The sequence below is a fragment of the Nonomuraea sp. NPDC049714 genome (assembly GCF_044465295.1).
Classification (GTDB): Bacteria; Actinomycetota; Actinomycetes; order Streptosporangiales; family Streptosporangiaceae; genus Nonomuraea.
The window spans coordinates 261,480-280,464 of sequence record NZ_JBITLM010000011.1; the positions used below are offsets into that span (position 1 = coordinate 261,480).

The 18,985-nt window shown below is 70.4% G+C and carries 8 protein-coding genes; 7 read left to right on the plus strand and 1 reads right to left on the minus strand.

Annotation, left to right across the window (positions count from 1 at the left end; genetic code table 11):
- Window positions 1–131 precede the first annotated feature (131 nt).
- From ACIBQX_RS36370 to ACIBQX_RS36400, 7 genes are all read left to right on the plus strand, one after another.
- A complete protein-coding gene (locus tag ACIBQX_RS36370) occupies window positions 132–1,514 on the plus strand; it encodes a Zn-dependent hydrolase (protein ID WP_397012709.1) in 1,383 nt (460 codons plus the stop codon).
- Window positions 1,511–1,849, plus strand: a complete 339-nt coding sequence (locus ACIBQX_RS36375; protein ID WP_397012711.1) for a hydroxyisourate hydrolase — start codon at window positions 1,511–1,513, stop codon at window positions 1,847–1,849. Before ACIBQX_RS36370 ends, ACIBQX_RS36375 begins: the two co-directional genes overlap by 4 nt.
- A gap of 38 nt (window positions 1,850–1,887) precedes the next feature.
- Window positions 1,888–3,234 carry a helix-turn-helix domain-containing protein gene (locus ACIBQX_RS36380; RefSeq protein WP_397012713.1) on the plus strand — a complete coding sequence of 449 codons (1,347 nt, stop codon included), beginning with the start codon at window positions 1,888–1,890 and terminating at the stop codon, window positions 3,232–3,234.
- A 125-nt stretch (window positions 3,235–3,359) separates the two neighbouring features.
- Window positions 3,360–7,856, plus strand: a complete 4,497-nt coding sequence (locus ACIBQX_RS36385; RefSeq protein WP_397012715.1) for an amino acid adenylation domain-containing protein — start codon at window positions 3,360–3,362, stop codon at window positions 7,854–7,856.
- 5 nt (window positions 7,857–7,861) lie between these two features.
- On the plus strand, window positions 7,862–17,311 hold the full coding sequence (locus tag ACIBQX_RS36390) for an amino acid adenylation domain-containing protein (RefSeq protein WP_397012716.1): 9,450 nt from the start codon (window positions 7,862–7,864) through the stop codon (window positions 17,309–17,311).
- 27 nt (window positions 17,312–17,338) lie between these two features.
- Entirely contained in the window at window positions 17,339–17,575 is a 237-nt protein-coding gene (locus ACIBQX_RS36395) for an MbtH family protein (protein ID WP_397012717.1), read from the plus strand.
- On the plus strand, window positions 17,572–18,330 hold the full coding sequence (locus tag ACIBQX_RS36400) for a thioesterase II family protein (RefSeq protein ID WP_397012718.1): 759 nt from the start codon (window positions 17,572–17,574) through the stop codon (window positions 18,328–18,330). Before ACIBQX_RS36395 ends, ACIBQX_RS36400 begins: the two co-directional genes overlap by 4 nt.
- A 142-nt stretch (window positions 18,331–18,472) precedes the next feature.
- Here the strand turns inward: ACIBQX_RS36400 and ACIBQX_RS36405 are convergent, their stop codons facing one another.
- Complete coding sequence (locus ACIBQX_RS36405; protein ID WP_397012719.1) at window positions 18,473–18,985, minus strand: flavin reductase family protein; 513 nt, start codon at window positions 18,983–18,985, stop codon at window positions 18,473–18,475.

Here is an 18,985-nt window from a genome sequence, read left to right on the forward strand (position 1 = left end):
CTGTCGATCAGTTTCCGGGCCGGAGTCCGCTGAAGACCATCGCCTTTGATGCGCCGGTGATAGCCGATTGAAAGGCGCACTTCCCAGGCTGGCCGCTGACAGGGTTCGCAACCAATTCGATGGGAATCCGGATGAGGCCGACCGATGCATCTCTTGACGCCCACACCGCCGCGCCGACCTTCGCCGCCGGCCCACTCCGCGTCGATGCCGACCGCTTCCTCACCGCGCTGCGCGGCCTCGCCCAGATCGGATGCGATCCGCAGGGGGGAATCACCCGGCTCGGGCTGAGCGCGGAGGAGAGCCGAGCGCGGGAATTCCTCGAAGACCTGGCCGCGAAAGCCGGGCTGGCCACTGACATCGACCCGGCCGGCAATCTGCTGATTCGGCGCGCGGACGCCGACCCGCGCCTGCCGGTCCTGATGTTCGGTTCGCACATCGACACCGTCCGGCAGGGCGGCTGGCTCGACGGTGCCTACGGCGTGGTCGCCGCTCTGGAGGCGTTGACGGTGCTGCTCGAGACCGGGGTCACGATCGACGGATTCGAGCCTGTGGCCGTGGGATTCGCCAACGAGGAAGGCGCGCTCGTTCAGCATCCCTTCTGGGGATCGCGTGCGATGGCCGGCTTGCTGGACGCCGACGCGGAGAAGGCCGTCGACCGGGCGGGCCGCCCGGCGAAGGACTACCTGCCCGCCGCGGGGGGCGACCCGGAGCGCTTGGCCGAAGCCGCCTGGCCGGCCGGCCGCATCGCCGCCTTTCTCGAGCTGCACATCGAGCAGGGGCCGGTGCTGGAGCGACTCGGTCTGGACATCGGCGTGGTGGACGGCATCGTCGGCCGCACCATATTCGCGTGCGAGGTCAGCGGCGAACAACAGCATGCGGGTACCACTCCCATGCGTGACCGCCGGGACGCCCTGGTGGGCGCCGCACACCTGGTCGCCAAGGTGGAAAGCCTCGCCACCGCGCTCGGTGCGTGCTCGACGGCGACCGTCGGATTCATGGACGTGTCCCCGAACACCGTCAACACCATTCCCGGCGTCGTTCGCCTCAATGCCGAGATCCGCGATACGGATACCACCCGGATCCAGCGCAGCGAGCGGCTGCTGGCCTCGATGGCCGAACAGGTGGCCCAGGTGTCCCACGTCGATGTCGACCTGCGGGTCTGTGACCGGTCGGCTCCCGTGCTCACCGACCCCGGGCTGCGCGGCGTCATCGCGAACGCGGCTGAGTCCCTGGGCCTGTCCTGGCAGGCCATGCCCAGTGGCGCCGGCCACGACGCGCAGGTCATCGCGGCCCTGGCCCCCGTCGGCATGATCTTCGTGCCCAGTAAGGATGGAGTCAGCCACGCACCCGGTGAGGACTCCGACGTGCGGGCTCTGGTCGCCGGGGCCGACGTGCTCGTCACGGCGCTGGCCGCGCTCCTGGGCGGTGGCTCACCGGAGTCAGATCTCGAAAAGACCAGGGAGGATCTGGCGAGTATCGCCTGTCGCCGGCTGGAAGGCCGGGTGGGCGCATGAAGATCTCCATTCAGCTCGTCGACGGTGTGACCGGCCGGCCCTGCGCGGAGGTCGACGTCGGCCTGGCCTGTGAGACGGCGACCGGCTTGATCAAGCTGGCGTCGGGTCGTACGGGGTGTGACGGCCGGCTGGTGCTGGCCGAAGGCCCCGGCCTGGAAGCGGCCACCTATCAGGTCGAGGTGGAGCTGGACAGCTACTACACGCTCCAGGGCTGTCTGCCGCTCTTTCTCCGCGCGTCCTTCGTCTTCCGCGTCTGCGGCCCGACGACCGACCTCCATCTGCCGTTGCTGACCTCGCCTCAGTCCCTCCTGGCGTATCGCGGTGCTGACACATGAATGATCACAGTCTCTTCGTCATGATCCCGGGGTGAGCCATGGTACGAGCACGCTCGGAAGGCAGCTTTTCTCAGGTCCTCCGCCAGCAAAGGCTTCGCTGCGGCCTGACCCAGTTACAACTGGCGGCCCTGTCCACGATCAGCGTGCGGGCGATCCGCGACATGGAGAGCGGCCGTGTCGCCTCCCCGCGCCGGGCGACCGTGGCCCTTCTGGCCGGGGCGCTGCGCTTGACCGGGCAGGCCCGGACCGCCTTCTGCCGGGCCGCCCAGGTCGAGAGCTCCTATCTCGACAAGATGGTCACGGAGAGTATGCGATCCGATGCGTCCGTGTGGACCACGGACGGTCTGGTGGGGCGAGACCACGAGCTGGACGCCATCACAGGACTGCTGGCAGCGGAGCCGCGCCAGCGGCTGCTGACCATCACCGGCATCAGCGGTGTCGGCAAGACCCGGCTGGCTCTGGAGGTCGGCCAGCGCGTGCTCGCCGAGCTCGACATTCCCCTGCTGTGGGTGCCCGTCGCCGAGGCTCGCCACGACTGGATCCCGAACGCGGGCACGCCGCCCCTGCTGGAAGCCATGGTCGAACTCATCACCGGCCAGGCGGACACGAGCGGCGAACTCGCCGCGATCATCGGCACCACGCCGATGATCGTCTTCCTGGACGGCCTCGATGACGTCCCCGTCCACGCCCGGGCACTGCTCCGCCTGCTGGCGGACTGCCCGCATGTGACCGTGGTGACCACCGCCCGCGTGCCCCTGGGCATCCGAGGAGAATGCGTCCTCCCGCTGGCTCCGCTGGCGGTACCCGAACCAGGTCAGGAACGGGACCTCGACTTCCTGATCCAGGTCCCGGCGGTCAGCCTGCTGCTGCGGCAGCTCGCTCCCGTCCAGCCGGACTTCCGCCTGAATCCGGCCAACGCGTCGATGATCGCGGGGCTCTGCCGGATGCTCGACGGGTTGCCGGCCGCTCTTGGCCTGGCAGCCTCCCAGTGCCTCATGGAGCCGCTCCCCCACCTGTACGGGCAGCTGGTCGACGACCCGCGTAATCTGCATGCCCTCATCTGCCATCATCCTGAGCCGATGCTCTACGCCGCGGTGATGAGCAGCGTCGAGACGCTGCCACAGCCCCATCGGAGACTGCTCGATCGGCTGCTGCAGATCGACGGCTGCTGGACGGTCGACGAGGCGGCCGGAGCGACCGGCCTGTCACGGCCGGAGCTGACGCGGTCGCTGCACGTTCTGTTCATCCGTGGCCTGCTGCGTCGCGTCGAGCGGCACGGCGACTACTTGATCTCGATGCTCAACATCGTTCGGCACGCATGCGCGGAGATCCACGACGTTCCGCTGTCAAGGGCCGATCAGGCTCACCTCTTCGCGATCATGTGATCAGGGTGCCCGAACCAGGAAGGACCTTCCAGGCGCATGGAGAACAGGCAGGACGTCGGCAGGTTCGCTGCAGGTTCGCTGTCAGACCTTCAACCGGCCCGGCCCGATTTGCCAGTCTGCCTATCATGCAGCAGCTTCCCAGCGTGCAGCAGCTTCGCGAAGGTCCTGCCGAGCTCGCCTTGCCAGTCCTGCACCCCACCGTGCCCCCGGAGCCGTTCCCGGCGTTGTTCGAACGTCAGGTGCGCCAGGCCCCTGACGCTCCCGCGGTCATCTCAGGGACCGAGACGCTCACCTACGCGGAACTCGATTCCCGCGCGAATCGGCTCGCGCGCGTGCTGGTCAAGCTCGGCATCGGGCCCGAGCAGGTGGTGGCGCTCGCGCTGCCGCGCTCAACCGAGCATGTCGTCGCGGTCATCGCCGTGCTGAAAGCGGGCGCCGCCTACCTGCCCGTCGACCCTGACTACCCCGCCGACCGCATCGGTTTCATGCTGCAGGACGCCCAGCCCGCCGGAGTGCTCACGAACCGTGCGACCGCGCCTCGACTGCCCGAGACCACCTGCCCGGTCTGGGAGGTCGGCGCACCGCCCTTCCTCGCCGGCGCGGAAGCGCCGGCGGAAGATCTCACCGACGCTGAACGAACCATCCCGCTGGCCGTCGATCACCCGGCCTACGTCATCTACACCTCAGGGTCCACCGGGCGGCCCAAGGCTGTCCTCGTTCCGCACGTCGGTATCGCGAACTTCAGTCGCGAGCAGGTGCGGACGCTCGACGTCGGCCGTGGCTGCCGGGTCCTGCACTGTGCCTCCCCGAGCTTCGACGCGGCGTTCTGGGAGTTGTGCCTGGCGCTGCTGAGCGGCGCGACCCTGGTCGTGGCGGGCACCCGGGGGCTGGTCTCCGCCGCCGAGCTGGCCAGTCTGGACCTTACGCACGTCTCGCTCCCGCCCACCCTCCTGGGCGCGATGTCACCGTCGGACCTGCCGACCGTGCGAACGGTGATCGTCGGCGGTGAGCCGTGCTCAGCCGAGCTCACCGCGCTCTGGGCGCCGGGCCGCCGGATGTTCAACAGCTACGGCCCGGCCGAGACCACGGTCATGGCCACGATGTCCGCCCCGCTGCCCGCCGGCGTCAAGCCGTCGATCGGGCGCCCCATCTCCGACGTCGCCGTCCACGTGCTCGACGAGAACCTGAACCCGGTCGATCCTGGCCGGACCGGTGAGATCTACATCGCCGGCATCGGGCTGGCACGGGGCTATCTCCGCCGGCCCGGCCTGACCGCGCAGCGCTTCGTCGCCGATCCGTCCGGCATCCCCGGATCGCGGATGTACCGCACGGGTGACCTGGCCGCCCGTCGCCCCGATGGCCAACTGGACTTTCTCGGCCGGGCCGACGAGCAGCTGAAGATCCGCGGCTTCCGCATCGAACCGGGCGAGGTCGAGGCGGCGATCGCGGCGTGCCCCGCGGTGCGGCACGTCGCGGTCGTGGTGCGCGAGGACCGTCCAGGCATCAAGCGGTTGATCGCGTACGCCGTGCCCAGCGCGGCCGCCGACGGCGGCCGCGCTGACAAGGAGGTCGTCGACGCGTGGCGGCAGGTGAACGAGTCCCTGTACGGCCAGCGCTCACAGCGCCCCCTCGGCGACGACTTCGAGGGCTGGAACAGCAGCTACACCGGCAGGCCGCTCCCTGTCGACGAGATGCGTCTGTGGCGGCAGGTGGCGGTGGACCGGATCACCGCCTTGGAACCACGCCGCATCCTGGACATCGGCGTGGGCAACGGATTGATCCTTTCCCAGCTCGCGAGTGTGTGCGAGAGCTACTGGGGCACCGATCTGTCGGCCCAGGCGATCGCCTACCTGCGACGCTCGATCAGCGCCCGGCCCGAATGGACCGGCAAGGTACGGGTCATGGCGCAGCCGGCCGATGACTTCACCGGCCTGCCGGACGGTTTCTTCGACACCCTGATCCTCAACTCCGTGGTCCAGTATTTCCCGAACATCGATTACGTCATCCAAGTCCTGGCAGGAGCCTGGAACCTACTGCCCGACGGCGGTCATCTGTTCCTGGGCGACCTGCGTAACCTACGCCTGGCACGGGCCCTGCACACCGGCATCCAGGTGCGGCGGGCCCAGCCGGACACCGATCCGGCCACGGTGGCCGCCTTGGTCGAGCGCGGGATGGCGAACGAGCGGGAGCTGCTGATCGACCCCGGGTTCTTCGCCACGGTCAGGAACCATCTGGCCGACGTCGCCAGTGTCCAGGTCCTGCTGAAGCCGGACGGCGGCCACAACGAACTGACCGGGTACCGTTACGACGTCATCATCCGGAAGGGGCCCGAACACCCGGCCCCCGCGCCGGCGGCCCTGCGCTGGGGCGACGACGTGGCGAGCCTGACCGCCCTGGACCAGCAGCTGAGCCTGCGGCGACCGAGCACGGTGCGGCTGCACGGCATCCCCAACGCACGGCTCACAGCGGACGTCGCCGCGGCCCGGTCGCTCGACGCCGGTGACCTCGCGGGTGCTCGGCAAGCGATCGCCGGCCCCCGGACCGGCACCGATCCGCGGGCGCTACAGAAACTGGGGATCGGCCACGGCTACGAGACCCACCTGACGTGGTCGGAGGAGGCCACCGACGCTTTCGACGTGGTGCTGGTCGACAAGCTCGCCCCCATCGGCCCGATCGACGTGGTCCCTCGCCCGCGCTCCGTACCGGCCAACGAACCGGTGCCGCCCGCTCGCCGTACCGGCCTGATCCACGAGATCCGCGCGCAGGCGGTACGCACGCTGCCGAAGCACATGGTGCCGACCGACATCGTGCTCCTCGATCGCCTGCCGACCACGCCCAACGGCAAGCTCGACCGGTCCGCCCTGCCCGAGCCGGAATCGGAGGAGCGCGAAGCCGGCCGGTCCCCGGGCTCGCCGCGGGAGCGGATCCTGGCCGAGGCGTTCGCCGAGGTGCTGGGCTTGGCGTCGGTGAGCGTCAGCGACCAGTTCATCTCCCTCGGCGGCGACAGCATCACGGCGATCCGGGTGTGCGGCGTGGCACGCCAGAATGGCCTGTTGATCGAGCCCGACGAGGTACTGCGGCTGCGCACGGTAGCGAAGCTGGCAGCCGCGGCACGAACGGCACAGACCGATCAGCCGGCCGACGACGACATCGAGGTCGGCGCCCTTCCCGCCACCCCGATCGTGCGATGGTCGGTCGAGTGGGGCGCGCCGATCGACGACTTCAGCCAGTCGGTGGTGCTGCGAACCCCCTCCGACCTGCACGTTGAGGCGCTGGAGCGCGTCTTGCAGGCCCTGCTGGACACCCACGACGGACTACGCCTGTCGATGGTCGCCACCAACGGAGAACAGGAGCACCCCCTGGAGGTGCTCCCGGCCGGGAGCGTGCCGGCGGCGGAGTGCCTCACGCGAGTCGATGCCCGGACGTTGACCGATACCGAGCTGGCAAGGACGATCGACGATGAACTGGCCAGGGCGAGGAGCCGCCTCGCCCCGCGTCAGGGCCGCCTGCTGCAGGCGGTGTGGTTCGACCGCGGCCCGTCGGCGACCGGGCGGCTCGCCCTGGTCGTCCAGCATCTGGCCGCCGACGCGTTGTCCTGGCACATCCTGACCGACGATCTGGCCACGGCCTGGCAGGCGATCCGGCAGGGCCGCGAACCGAAGCTGATCGGCCCCTTCACCTCGTTCCGCCGCTGGGCCCACCTGCTTCAGACGACGGCCGGTCACGCGGATCGCCGAGCCGAGCTGCCCTTCTGGCTCGACACGCTGGACCAGCCCGCCGCCGGCTTCGTGCGCGGCGTCACGGATCCGGCGAAAGACCGCATGGGGGCGATGGTGTCGGCCACCTTCGACCTGCCTCCCGAGCTGACGAAGAAGTTGTACGCGGTGCCGGAGGCACTGGGCTGCGAACTCAATGACGTCCTGCTGACCGGCCTGGCCCTGGCTCTGGCAGGCCGCGCACCCGACCCGGAGGCCGGCTCGGAAGCCGGCTCGGACAAGGCGGTGCTGCTGGAGCTGGAGAGCCACGGGCGTGAGGCCATCGCCGACGGCGTCGACCTGTCCCGCAACGTGGGCTGGTTCACCAGCGCCTACCCGGTGCGCCTGGTGCCCGGCACAGCCGATCCCGGCCGCGCTCTCAAGCGGATCAAGGAGCAGCTGCGACAGGTCCCGGGGAAGGGCCTGGGTTTCGGCCTGCTGCGCTACCTGAACCCGCAGACCGCGCCCATCCTCGCGAAACGCCCCAAACCGCTGATCCGCTTCAACTACATGGGCCGCTTCGCCGCGGGCCACGAGCGCGCCTGGGCGCTGCTCCCCGGCCGCGACGCCTTCAACGATCACGTCGACCCGGCCGCGCCGGTCGTGCACCCGGTGGAGATCAACGCGGTCACGCAGGACCTGCCCGACGGTCCCCGGTTCAGCGCCACCTGGCGATGGCTGCCGGCCGCGGCCGAGCCCGGCCTGGTCGCCGCGGTGTGCGAGGAGTGGTTCGCCGCGCTGGAGACGATCATCGATCACGCGGCGCAGCCCGGCAGCACCGCCCTGACGCCCTCGGACCTGTCTCTCAGCTCGCTGAGCCAGCGCGAGATCGAAGAACTCGAAGCCGACCTGCTCGGAGAGGTGTGATCGTCATGGGCAAGGTGCGACGTTCAGCGATCGAGGACGTTCTCCCTCTGTCGCCGCTTCAGGAAGGACTCCTGTTCCACTCGCTGTACGAACGCGAAGCCACGCGTCTGTACGTGGCGCAGCTGTCGATGGAGCTTCACGGGGACGTGGACCCGACGGCTCTGCGGTCGGCCTCTGCCGCCGTGCTCAGCCGGCACCCGAACCTGCGCGCGGGGTTCCGCCACCGAGGCTCGGGCGAACCCGTCCAGGTGGTTCCGCGGGGTTTTTCCCTGGAGTGGCAGGACCTCGACCTGTCCGATCTCGGCGGCGTCGAAGGTGCCGCCCGTGACGCCCGCCTGGCGAGGTTTCTGGACGACGACTGGTCTCTAGGGTTCGCCATCGAAAAACCGCCACTGCTACGTTTCGCTCTGATCCGGCTCGGAGCGGGGCATCACCGGTTCGTCCTGACCGCGCACCACGCCATCCTGGACGCGTGGTCCGGCAGACTCCTGCTGGGCGAGATCTTCACGGCCTACGGCTCGACCGACGCGGCCGAGCCGATCGCCCCGTACCGCGACTACCTGGCCTGGCTGGACCAGGCCGATCAGCAGCGGGCCGAGGCGGCGTGGCGGCGTGCCCTGGACGGTCTGGAGCAGGGGACCTCGATCGCCGGCGCCCTCGGCGGACACGCCGGAAACGCCGGATCGGCCGAGGCGGAAGAGCTGCGCTGGGACCTTTCCGAGGATCTCAGCCAGGCGCTCGTCAACCGGGCGCGCGAGGTGGGCGTGACACTGAACACGGTCTTCCAGGGCGCCTGGGCCCTCGTCCTCGGGCGGTCGCTGGGCAGCGACGACGTGGTGTTCGGCACCCCCGTCTCCTGCCGGCCCGCCGACCTCGCCAACGCCGACAGGATGATCGGCCTGCTGATCAACACGGTTCCGGTACGAGTGCCCCTGCCCCCGGACATCTCCCTGCGGCAGATGCTGCGTGAGCTGGGCGACGGCTGGTCGGAGTCCGTGCGGTACGGCCACCTCGGGTTGTCCCCCATCCAGCGGCTCACCGGCATCACCGGGCCCCTCTTCGACACCGTCCTCTCCTTCGAGAATCAGCCCGGCGGTACGGCCGACCTGTCCACCGCCGACTTCACGGCCACCGACCTACGCGTACGTGAGAGCACGCACTATCCCCTGGCCCTGGACGTGCGTCCCGGCCGGCGCATCGCGATCTCGCTGCTGCACCGGGTCGACATGGTCGACCGCGACGCGGCCTCGGTCATGGCCGACCGTGTCACTCGTGTCCTGACCGCCCTCGCCGAGACGCCCGATCTGAACGTGGGCAGCGTCGAGGCTCTGTCCGGACAGGAGCTGGACCTCGTTCTCAGGACGTACAACGACACCGGGACCGATCGTGTGCCCGGCCTCGTCCACGAGCGCTTCCGGGCACAGGCACGGCTGACCCCCGACGCTGTGGCGGTGACCGCCGACGACGGTTCCGCGACCTACGCGGAGCTGGACGCCCGGACCGACCGGCTGGCCGCGCTGCTCGCCCGGCATGGAGCCGGCCCCGAACGGGTGATCGGGTTGATGGTGCCGCGCTCGCTGGCCCTGGTCGAGACCTTACTGGCAGTGCTGAAGACCGGTGCCGCCTATGCGCCGCTCGACCCGGGGCATCCGGCCGAACGGCTGGCGTTCCTGATCGGAGATGTGGCGCCCGAGGTCGTCGTCACCGTGAAAGCTCTGGCGGCGACCCTGCCGGTCGGCATCGAGCGTGTCATCGTGGACGATCCCGACGTCGTCGCCTGCCTCGCCGATACCGCCGCGAGCGCGCCGACACCGGGAAAGGTCTCCGTCCACCCGGACGGCGCGGCCTACGTCATGTACACCTCGGGATCCACCGGCCGCCCCAAAGGCGTGGTCGTCACCCACCGCAATATCGTCGACCTGGCGACCGACCGGTGTTTCCGGGCCGAGGAGCAGTCCGGAGTCCTGGTGCACTCTCCCCAGGAGTTCGACGCCTCGACCTACGAAGTCTGGGCGCCGTTGCTGAACGGCGGCCGGCTCGTGGTCGCCCCACCCGGCCACCTGGACGTGCTCGAATACCAGCGCCTGATCGCCGGCGCGGGCATCACCTGTCTGTGGCTCACCGCCGGGCTGTTCACCGTCCTGGCCGAAGAGGCGGCCCCGTGCTTTCGCGGGGTGCGTCAGGTCTGGACGGGCGGTGACGTCGTGCCGGCCGCCGCGGTGCGCCGAGTCCTCGACGCCTGCCCGGACGTCGAGATCGTCAACGGCTACGGCCCCACGGAGACCACCACCTTCGCCACGAACGGGCCGGTCGACCGGGATCACCTGCCCGCCACCGTCCCCATCGGCCGTCCGCTCGACGACACGCGGGTCCATGTCCTCGACGCCGCTCTCCGGCCCGTCCCGCCAGGCGTGACCGGCGAGCTGTACATCGCCGGCGCCGGCCTCGCCCGCGGTTACCTCCGGCGCCCCGGGCTGACCGCCGAGAAGTTCGTCGCCGACCCTTTCGCAGCGGACGGCTCCCGGATGTACCGGACCGGCGATCTCGTGCGCCGGCGCGCGGACGGGCAGGTGGAGTTCGTCGGCCGAGCCGACGCCCAGGTGAAACTGCGCGGCTTCCGCATCGAGCCGGCCGAGGTCGAAGCGGTGCTGGCCGTCCAGGAAGGCGTCGCCGCCGCGCTCGCCGTGGTCAGGGAGGACCGTCCCGGCGATCGGCGGCTCGTCGCCTATGTGGTCGCCCAGCGCGGCATGACCGTGGACCCACCGCGGATCCGCGCCGCCATGGCCGGGTCGGTACCCGACTACATGGTGCCCGCCGCGGTCGTGGTGCTGGACGAGCTTCCCCTGACAGTGAGCGGAAAACTCGACCGCAAGGGCCTTCCAGCGCCTGACTATGCCCCGGCTGCCAGGCACCGCGAACCGCGCAGCCTGCAGGAGGAGATCCTGTGCGGCCTGTTCGCCGACGTGCTCGGCCTGCGCACGGTCGGCCCCGATGACGGCTTCTTCGAGCTCGGCGGCCACTCGCTGCTCGCCACCAGATTGGTCAACCGCATCCGCGCCGCGTTCAAACGCGAGCTGTCGATCCGCACGCTGTTCGAGGCCACCACGCCGGCCGCGCTCGTCATGCTGCTCGACGAGGCCCCGGACGCACGGCCGGAGCTGGGCCGTGAAACCCGCCCGGCCCACCTTCCCCTGTCCTACGCCCAGCAGCGGCTCTGGTTCCTGCACTGCGTGGAGGGTCCGAACGCCACATACAACGTGCCGTTCGTGTTGCGGATAACCGGCGAGCTCGACCGGGCCGCCCTCCAGGCCGCTCTCGGTGACCTGCTGGCCAGGCACGAACCGCTGCGCACCACCTTCTCCGACGTGGACGGCGAGCCGTACCAGATCGTCCACGCGCCGGAGCGCGCTCATGTCGCGCTGGATGTGATCGGCATCGAGCCGGGCGAGCTTGACGCGATGCTGGCCGAGGCGGTGGCACACCGTTTCGACCTGTCGACGGACCTGCCCCTGATCGCACGGCTCCTGGTCGAAGGCCCGGACGAAGCCGTCCTGGTGCTGATCGTGCATCACATCGCCTGCGATGGATGGTCGGCCGAGCCGCTGGCCCGCGACCTGTCCGCCGCCTACGCGGCCCGCCGGCGGGGCCAGGCCGAGGCGGCCGCCCTGTCCGTGCAGTACGCCGACTACGTGCTTTGGCAGGACCGGATCATCGGTCGCGAAGACGACCCGCGTTCCCGGCTGGCCCGCCAATCGGAGTTCTGGCGGCATACTCTGGCCGATCTGCCGGTGGAGCTGAGGCTGCCGACCCGGATCGACCGGCCGGCCGTCCCCGGCGCTCAGGCCGATGTCGTTCGCCTGGCCGTACCGGCGGACCAGCACGCGGCTCTCGTCCGGCTGGCCCGCGGCGAGCAGGCGACGCTGTTCATGACGATCCAGGCGGCGCTGGCCGCCGCGCTCACCGGCCTCGGCGCCGGCACCGACATTCCCCTGGGCACGGTGGTGGCCGGCCGGGCCGACGACGCGCTGGACGACTTGGTCGGGTTCTTCGTCAACACCCTGGTACTGCGTACCAGCACCGCCGGCGATCCGACGTTCCGCGATGTGCTGCGCCGGGTCCGCGAGATCGACCTCGCCGCATTCGCCAACCAGGACATCCCTTTCGACCGGATGGTCGAGGTTGTGAACCCGCCGCGGTCCCTAGGCCGACACCCGATGTTCCAGGTCATGCTGGTGCTGCAGAACAACGCCGACCCGGTGTTCGCCCTGGAAGGCGCCGAGGTCACCGTGGAGCGGCTGGGCATGGCGGGCGCGGCGAAGTTCGATCTGACCGTGACGTTCCGGGAATTGCCGGAAGGCGGTCTCGACGGCACGGTCGAGTTCCGGACCGACCTGTTCGAACGCGAGACGGCTGAGGAACTCCGCGGCAAGGTGGCCCAGTTCCTCGCGGCCGCGATTTCGTCACCCGACGTGCCGATCAGCCGGTTGGGCGCGAACCCGGGCCTGCCCGTCCCCCTGGTTCAGGCCTCCAACGGCACGCCCGCGGACAACGGGCGCGGCGAGCCTCCCGGTGCCGCCGCCCTGCCACGCCTTCCCCGGCCGAGCGCCCAGGAAGAGATCCTGACCGGCCTGTTCGCCGAAGCCCTGGGCGTGCGGACGGTCGGGCCCGACGACCACTTCTTCGACCGGGGCGGGCACTCGCTGCTCGCGCTGAAGCTGGCCGCGCGGATCCGCAGCACGTTCGGGGTCGAACTCACCGTCGCCGACGTCTTCCACGCGCCGACCGTGGCAGGCCTGCTTCCGGCCCTGTCCAACGGGGCCTCGCCGCCGCTCGCCATGATCGCCGGCGATCGCCCCGAGGTGCTGCCCCTGTCGTTCGCACAGCAGGGTCTGTGGTTCCTCAACCGGATCGGGGACGAGCACGGCGTCTACAACGTCCCGCTCGCTTTCCGGCTCAGCGGGTCCCTCGACACCGGTGCCCTGACAGCGGCGGTCGGCGATGTGGCCGTCCGGCACGAAAGCCTGCGCACCGTGTTCCCTGAGGTGGACGGCGTGCCCCGGCAGGTCGTCCGCGACGCCCCTGCCGGGCTCCCCCCGGTGACGATCGTCCCGGTCACGGAGGCTCGGCTCGCCGACCGGGTGGCCGAGCACGCGCGCCGGGAGTTCGACCTGACCGAGGAGTTGCCGCTGCGGGTGGCTCTGTTCACGCTCACGCCGACGGAGTCAGTGCTCTCGATCGTGATCCACCACATCGCCGTGGACGGGCTGTCGGCCGAGCCGCTCCTGCGCGACCTGGCGACCGCCTACACCGCGCGCCTCGCCGGGGACGAGCCGCGGTGGGCACCGCTACCGGTGCAGTACAGCGACTACGCCCTGTGGCAACGCGAGGTGCTCGGCCAGGATGACGATCCGGACAGCCCGCTGTCCGCACGGCTCGCGTTCTGGCAGCAGGCGCTGGAAGGCCTCCCGGAACAGCAGAATCTCCCGATGGCGCGTCCGCGTCCGGCGGTGGCCAGCCATAGGGGCGACGTGGTCGACGGGTGGCTGCCGGCCGCGCTGCACGCCGATCTGGTGAGCCTGGCGAAGGCTCACCGGGTGAGCCTGTTCATGGTGCTGCAGGCGGCCCTGGCCACCGTCCTGTCCCGCGCGGGGGCGGGCCCGGATCTCTCCATCGGCACCTCGGTCGGCGGGCGGCCGGACCCCGTGCTGGACGACCTGGTCGGCGTGTTCCTCAACACCCTCGTCCTCCGCACCGACATGTCCGGCGACCCCACCGTCAGTGACCTGCTGGCCCGGATCCGCACCACCGACCTCGCTGCCTACGCCCATCAGGACACGCCGTTCGAACGTCTGGTGGAATGGCTCAACCCGCAACGCTCACCGAGCTACAACCCGCTGTTCCAGGTCATGCTCGAACTCCACCACGGGGCCGAACCCACCCCGGAACTGCCCGGCGTCCGGTCCGCGGCGTACCCGCTGACCTACGCGGCCGCGAAAGTCGACCTGTCGTTCACGCTGCGCGAGACGTACTCGCATGACGGGGCTCCAGCCGGACTGGAATTCGGGCTCGAATACGCCACCGACCTGTTCGATCGTGCGATGGCGGAGCGCCTGTCCGAATGGTTCCGGCGCGTGCTGGAACAGATCGCGGCCGACCCGTCACGACCCGTCGGCGACATCGCCCTCCTGTCCGAGGAGGAGCGGCACCAGATCCTCCAGGAGTGGAACGCCACGGAGCTGGAGATCCCGGACACGACCCTGTCCGAGCTGTTCGAGGAACAAGTGGCCCAGCGACCCGACGCGGTAGCCATCGTCGACACCGACGGCACCGAGATCACCTACGACACCCTCAACAAACAAGCCAACCAACTCGCCTGGCACCTACGCGCCACAGGCGTCACCACCGAAACCTTCGTAGCCGTATGCCTCGAACACAGCCCCCACACGTTCGTCGCCCTCCTCGCCATCCTCAAAGCCGGCGCCGCCTACGTCCCCCTCGACCCCCACCACCCAGCAGACCGACTCGCCCACGTCCTCCACGACACCACCGCCACCACCCTGCTCACCCACACCACCCTCACCCACCGCCTCCCCACCGACTACCCCGGCACCATCCACACCCTCGACAACCAACCCCCCAACACCACCCACCCCAACACCAACCCACCACCCACCCACAGCCCCGACAACCTCGTCTACACCATCTACACCAGCGGCTCCACCGGACAACCCAAAGGCGTCCTCATCACCCACCGCGCCCTCATCAACTACCTCCACTGGGCCACCGACGGCTACCACACCGACGCCCACCACGGCGCCCCCATGCTCGGCTCCATCGCCGTCGACCTCTCCATCCCCAACTTCTTCCTCCCCCTCATCACCGGCAAGAACATCACCCTCCTCCCACCCGACCCCCACCTCCAACACCTCGCCCACCTCCTGCGCCAACCCACCGACTACAGCCTCCTCAAAATCACCCCCGGCCACCTCGACATGCTCCGCGAACTACTCCCCACCAACACCACACTCACCTCCGTACGCACCTACGTCATCGGAGCCGACGAACTCCGCGCCGAAACCGCCACCGCCTGGCGACACATCGCACCACAAGCCCGACTCATCAACGAATACGGCCCGACCGAAACGGTCGTCGGCTGTTCGGTACACCCGATCGGGCCGGATCTCGACCCGTCGATGCCGGTCTCCATCGGCCGGCCGATCGCCAACACCCGCATGTACGTCCTCGACGAGCGGCTGAACCCGGTGCCGCCCGGCGTCGCCGGCGAGCTCTACATCGCCGGCCGCGGGGTCGCGCGCGGCTATCTGCGGCGGTTCGCGCTGACGGCCGAGCGGTTCGTCGCCGATCCCTTCGGCGCACCAGGCAGCCGGATGTACCGCACCGGCGACCTGGCCCGCTTCCGGCCCGGCGGCGACATCGACTTCCTCGGCCGGACCGACCACCAGGTGAAGATCCGCGGCTACCGGGTCGAACTCGGTGAGATCGAGGCTCGGCTGCTGCTCCATCACGACGTCAGCGAGGCAGTGGTCGTCGCCCGGAGGGACTCGTCAGGCCGCACGCACCTGGCCGCGTACGTGGTGGGCGCCGACGGCGCCCGACCGGCCGCGGAGAGCCTGCGCGGCCACATGACGGCTCAGCTGCCCGACCACATGGTGCCGAACTTCTGGATGGTCCTGGACCGGATGCCGCTGACACGGGACGGCAAGGTGGATCGGAAGGCCCTGCCCGCGATCAAGGAGCACAGCGCGGTCCTACGCCGCCCGCCCGGCACCGAGACCGAAGAGATGCTCTGCGAGCTCATCGCCGAAGTCCTCGACCTCTCGGTGGTGGGAGTCGACGACAACTTCTTCGGGCTCGGGGGCGACAGCATCGCCTCCATCCAGTTCGTCAGCCGAGCCCGCAAGGCGGGACTGCGGCTCTCCCCCCAGCAGGTCTACCAGGCCCGCGACATCGCGGAACTGGCCGCACTGGCCGTCCCGCCCGAGGGGGCGTCCACCTTCGAGCACGACTCCGGTAGCGGCCGGGTGACACCCACGCCGGCCATGCGGTGGCTCGACGAGCAGCACGGCCCGACCGGCGGATACGACCAGGCAGTACTGCTCCACGTGCCCGCTGACCTCGGCCAGGACCGGCTGCGACAGGCCGTCCAGGCCGTACTCGATCACCACGATCTCCTGCGTGCCCGCACGGTCCGTGGCGCGGACGGCCGCATCGACCACGTGTGGGTCGACGAGCCAGGAGCGGCCGGCGCGGCGTCGTCCATCACGCGCTGTGACGTGACGGATCTGGCCCCGGAGGAGATCACGGCGCGCGTCGAAGCGCACGCCCATGCCGCCAAGGCTCGGCTCGCGCCGGAAGCCGGACGGATGGTGCGGATCATCTGGTTCGACCCCGGTCCCGGCCGTCCCGGCCGGCTGTTGCTGATGGTGCACCACCTGGTGGTGGACGCGGTGTCCCTGCGGATCCTCATCGAGGACCTGCAGGCGGCCTGGCAGGCCGCCGGGACCGACCGGCCGCCCGTCCTCGAACCGGTCCCGACCTCGTTCCGGACCTGGGCCGACCGCCTGCTCCACGAGGCCACCCGGCCGGAGCGAGCCGCGGAGCTGGCGCTCTGGGAACGCATGTCCCTTCCGAGCCCGCCACTCGGCGCCGGGCCGGTGGACCCGGCCCGTGACACGGTGGCGAGCCAGCGCTCGCTCACGGTCCGGCTCTCCGCCGAGGAGACGAGGAACCTGACGGCTGCCGCGTCCGCCACGTACGGCGCGGGCCTGCACGAGGTCCTTCTGGCCGCTCTCGCCCTGGCCGTAGCCGAGCGCGGTGGTGGAGGCGAGCCGACGGTGACCATCGAGATCGAGGGGCACGGCCGCAGCGATCGCATCGCTTCGGGGGATCTGTCCCGCACGGTCGGCTGGTTCACCGCGTCCTTCCCGCTCCGCATCGACCTCGAGCCGCTCGGCGGCGCCGCCGGAGCGGACGCCGACGGGGTGGTTTCCCTTGTCATGAGCGGCCTGCGGGCCCTGCCGGACGATGGGATCGGTTACGGGCTGCTCCGCTATCTCAATCCCGAGACCTCGCCGATCCTCGCCGGACTGCCGTCCGCGCAGGTGCGGTTCAACTATCTCGGCCGGCTCCCCCTCCCAGGGGCGGAGCCATGGTCCGCCTCATGGGAGGAGCCGGTCCCGGGCAGCGGACCGCAGGGGGAGATGGCGGTATCGCATGTCCTGGACGTCCTCGCCTTCGTCCTGAACGGCCCCGACGGCGCCGTGCTGCACGTCTCACTGCACTGGCCCCAGGCGCTGCTGGACCGGGCCGAGGTGGCCGCCATCGGTGCCGCCCTGTCACGGACCCTGACCGCGCTGGCCGGCCGCGCCCGGTCGCTGGTCTCTCTGGAGCCGGACGAGTTCGGCGAACTGGAAGGCCTTCTCAGCAACCCCTGACCGTCCACCATCCCGAAGGAGAACCTGATGTCGAACCCGTTCGAGGACGAAGACGCCCGCTACCACGTGCTGATCAACGCCGAAGAGCAGTACTCCCTCTGGCCGGCCTTCGCCGAGATCCCGGCCGGATGGTCGGCGGTGATCGAGAACAGCAGCCGCCAGGACTGCCTGGACTACATCGAGGAGACCTGGACCGACATGCGGCCCAAGAGCCTGGTGCTGAACATGGCAGCCGCCGCGGACGCCCGCCCCGCACAGGCATGAGCACCACCGAGCAAAGCTGGGGAGGGCCGCTCTCCCCCCTGTCGTCGGCGACCGTGCGGCTATTCTGCGTCCCGTACGCCGGTGGCGGAGCAGCCGTCTTCCGCCACTGGCCCGCCCTCCTTCCACCGACCGTGGCGATGAGCGCGATCCGGCTGCCGGGACGAGAATCACGGATCAGCGAGCCACCGCTCGCCGATATCGGGCAGATGGTCGCCGCGGTCGCGGCCGACCTGGCCGCCACCGCGGCGACCGGACAGCCGTACGCGCTCTTCGGCCACAGTTTCGGGGCGTTGGTCGCCTTCGAGCTGGCCCGCGAGATGCGCGCCCGAGAGCTGCCCGCCCCTCGCCGCCTGTTCGTATCAGCCCACCGGGCGCCCGACGCGGACGTCGGCACTCCGCCGATCCGAGATCTGTCCGACAGGGATTTCCTCGACAAGGTCATCCGGTACGGAGGCATGCCGCAGGAGGTCCTTGACTCCCCGGACCTGCTCGCCATGGTGCTGCCCGCCCTGCGCGCCGACATCGACGCGGCGGAGGGTTATCGCTTCGTCGCCGGTGCGCCCCTGGACTGCCCGATCTCGGTGTTCGGCGGGCGAAGCGATTCCGTCACTCCGCAGGCCCAGCTGTACGGCTGGCGGTCCCACTCCGTCGCGGAGGTCGAGGTGCGCCTGTTCGACGGCGGCCACTTCTTCCTCCACGACAACCGCACGGCGGTCGCGACCGCGGTCGGCGCCGCTTTGGAGGTCAGTCCATGACGGCGCCGACCGGCCAGGCGCGGCCTCCGCTCAGCGGGCGTGTCCGCACGGACCGCCGGGGAGACCGGTAGGCGCGTCGCGCAGGATCCCGGTATCGACGAGGACACGCTGTGGCCAGGCGGGCCGGACTCGCCTGGCCACGCTAGGGAGCCATCTCTCCCGGCCAGTGCGCGAACCCGCGCAGCCCGTACAGCAGCGGCACGTCCCGCTCCTGGTCGACGCTCACGACGTCGCCCAGCACGATCACATGGTCGCCCACGACCACCGTCTCCTTCACGGCGCACTCGGCCCTGGCGAAGGAGTCGGCATGCAGCCACGGCACACCGAGCAGCCGCGACGGCCGCCACGCCGCCCGGTCGAACCGGTCGGAGGCGACCGAGGCGAACAACTCGGCCGTGTGGCGGCTGCCGGCGCGCAGCAGGTTCACCGCGAACGCGCCGCCGTCGAGCACTGCGCCCAGCGTGCCGCTCCGCACGTCCAGGCAGGTCAGCAGGACGGGTGGGGACACGGTCACGCTGGTCAGCGAGGTACAGGTCATGCCGTGGGGCCGGCCGCCCGCGTCCACGGCGGTGATCACCGCCACTCCGGTCGGGAACGCGCTCATCAGCGCTCGGTACTCGGCCCCCGTCACCGGCCGGGTGCCGGCGATTCCCAT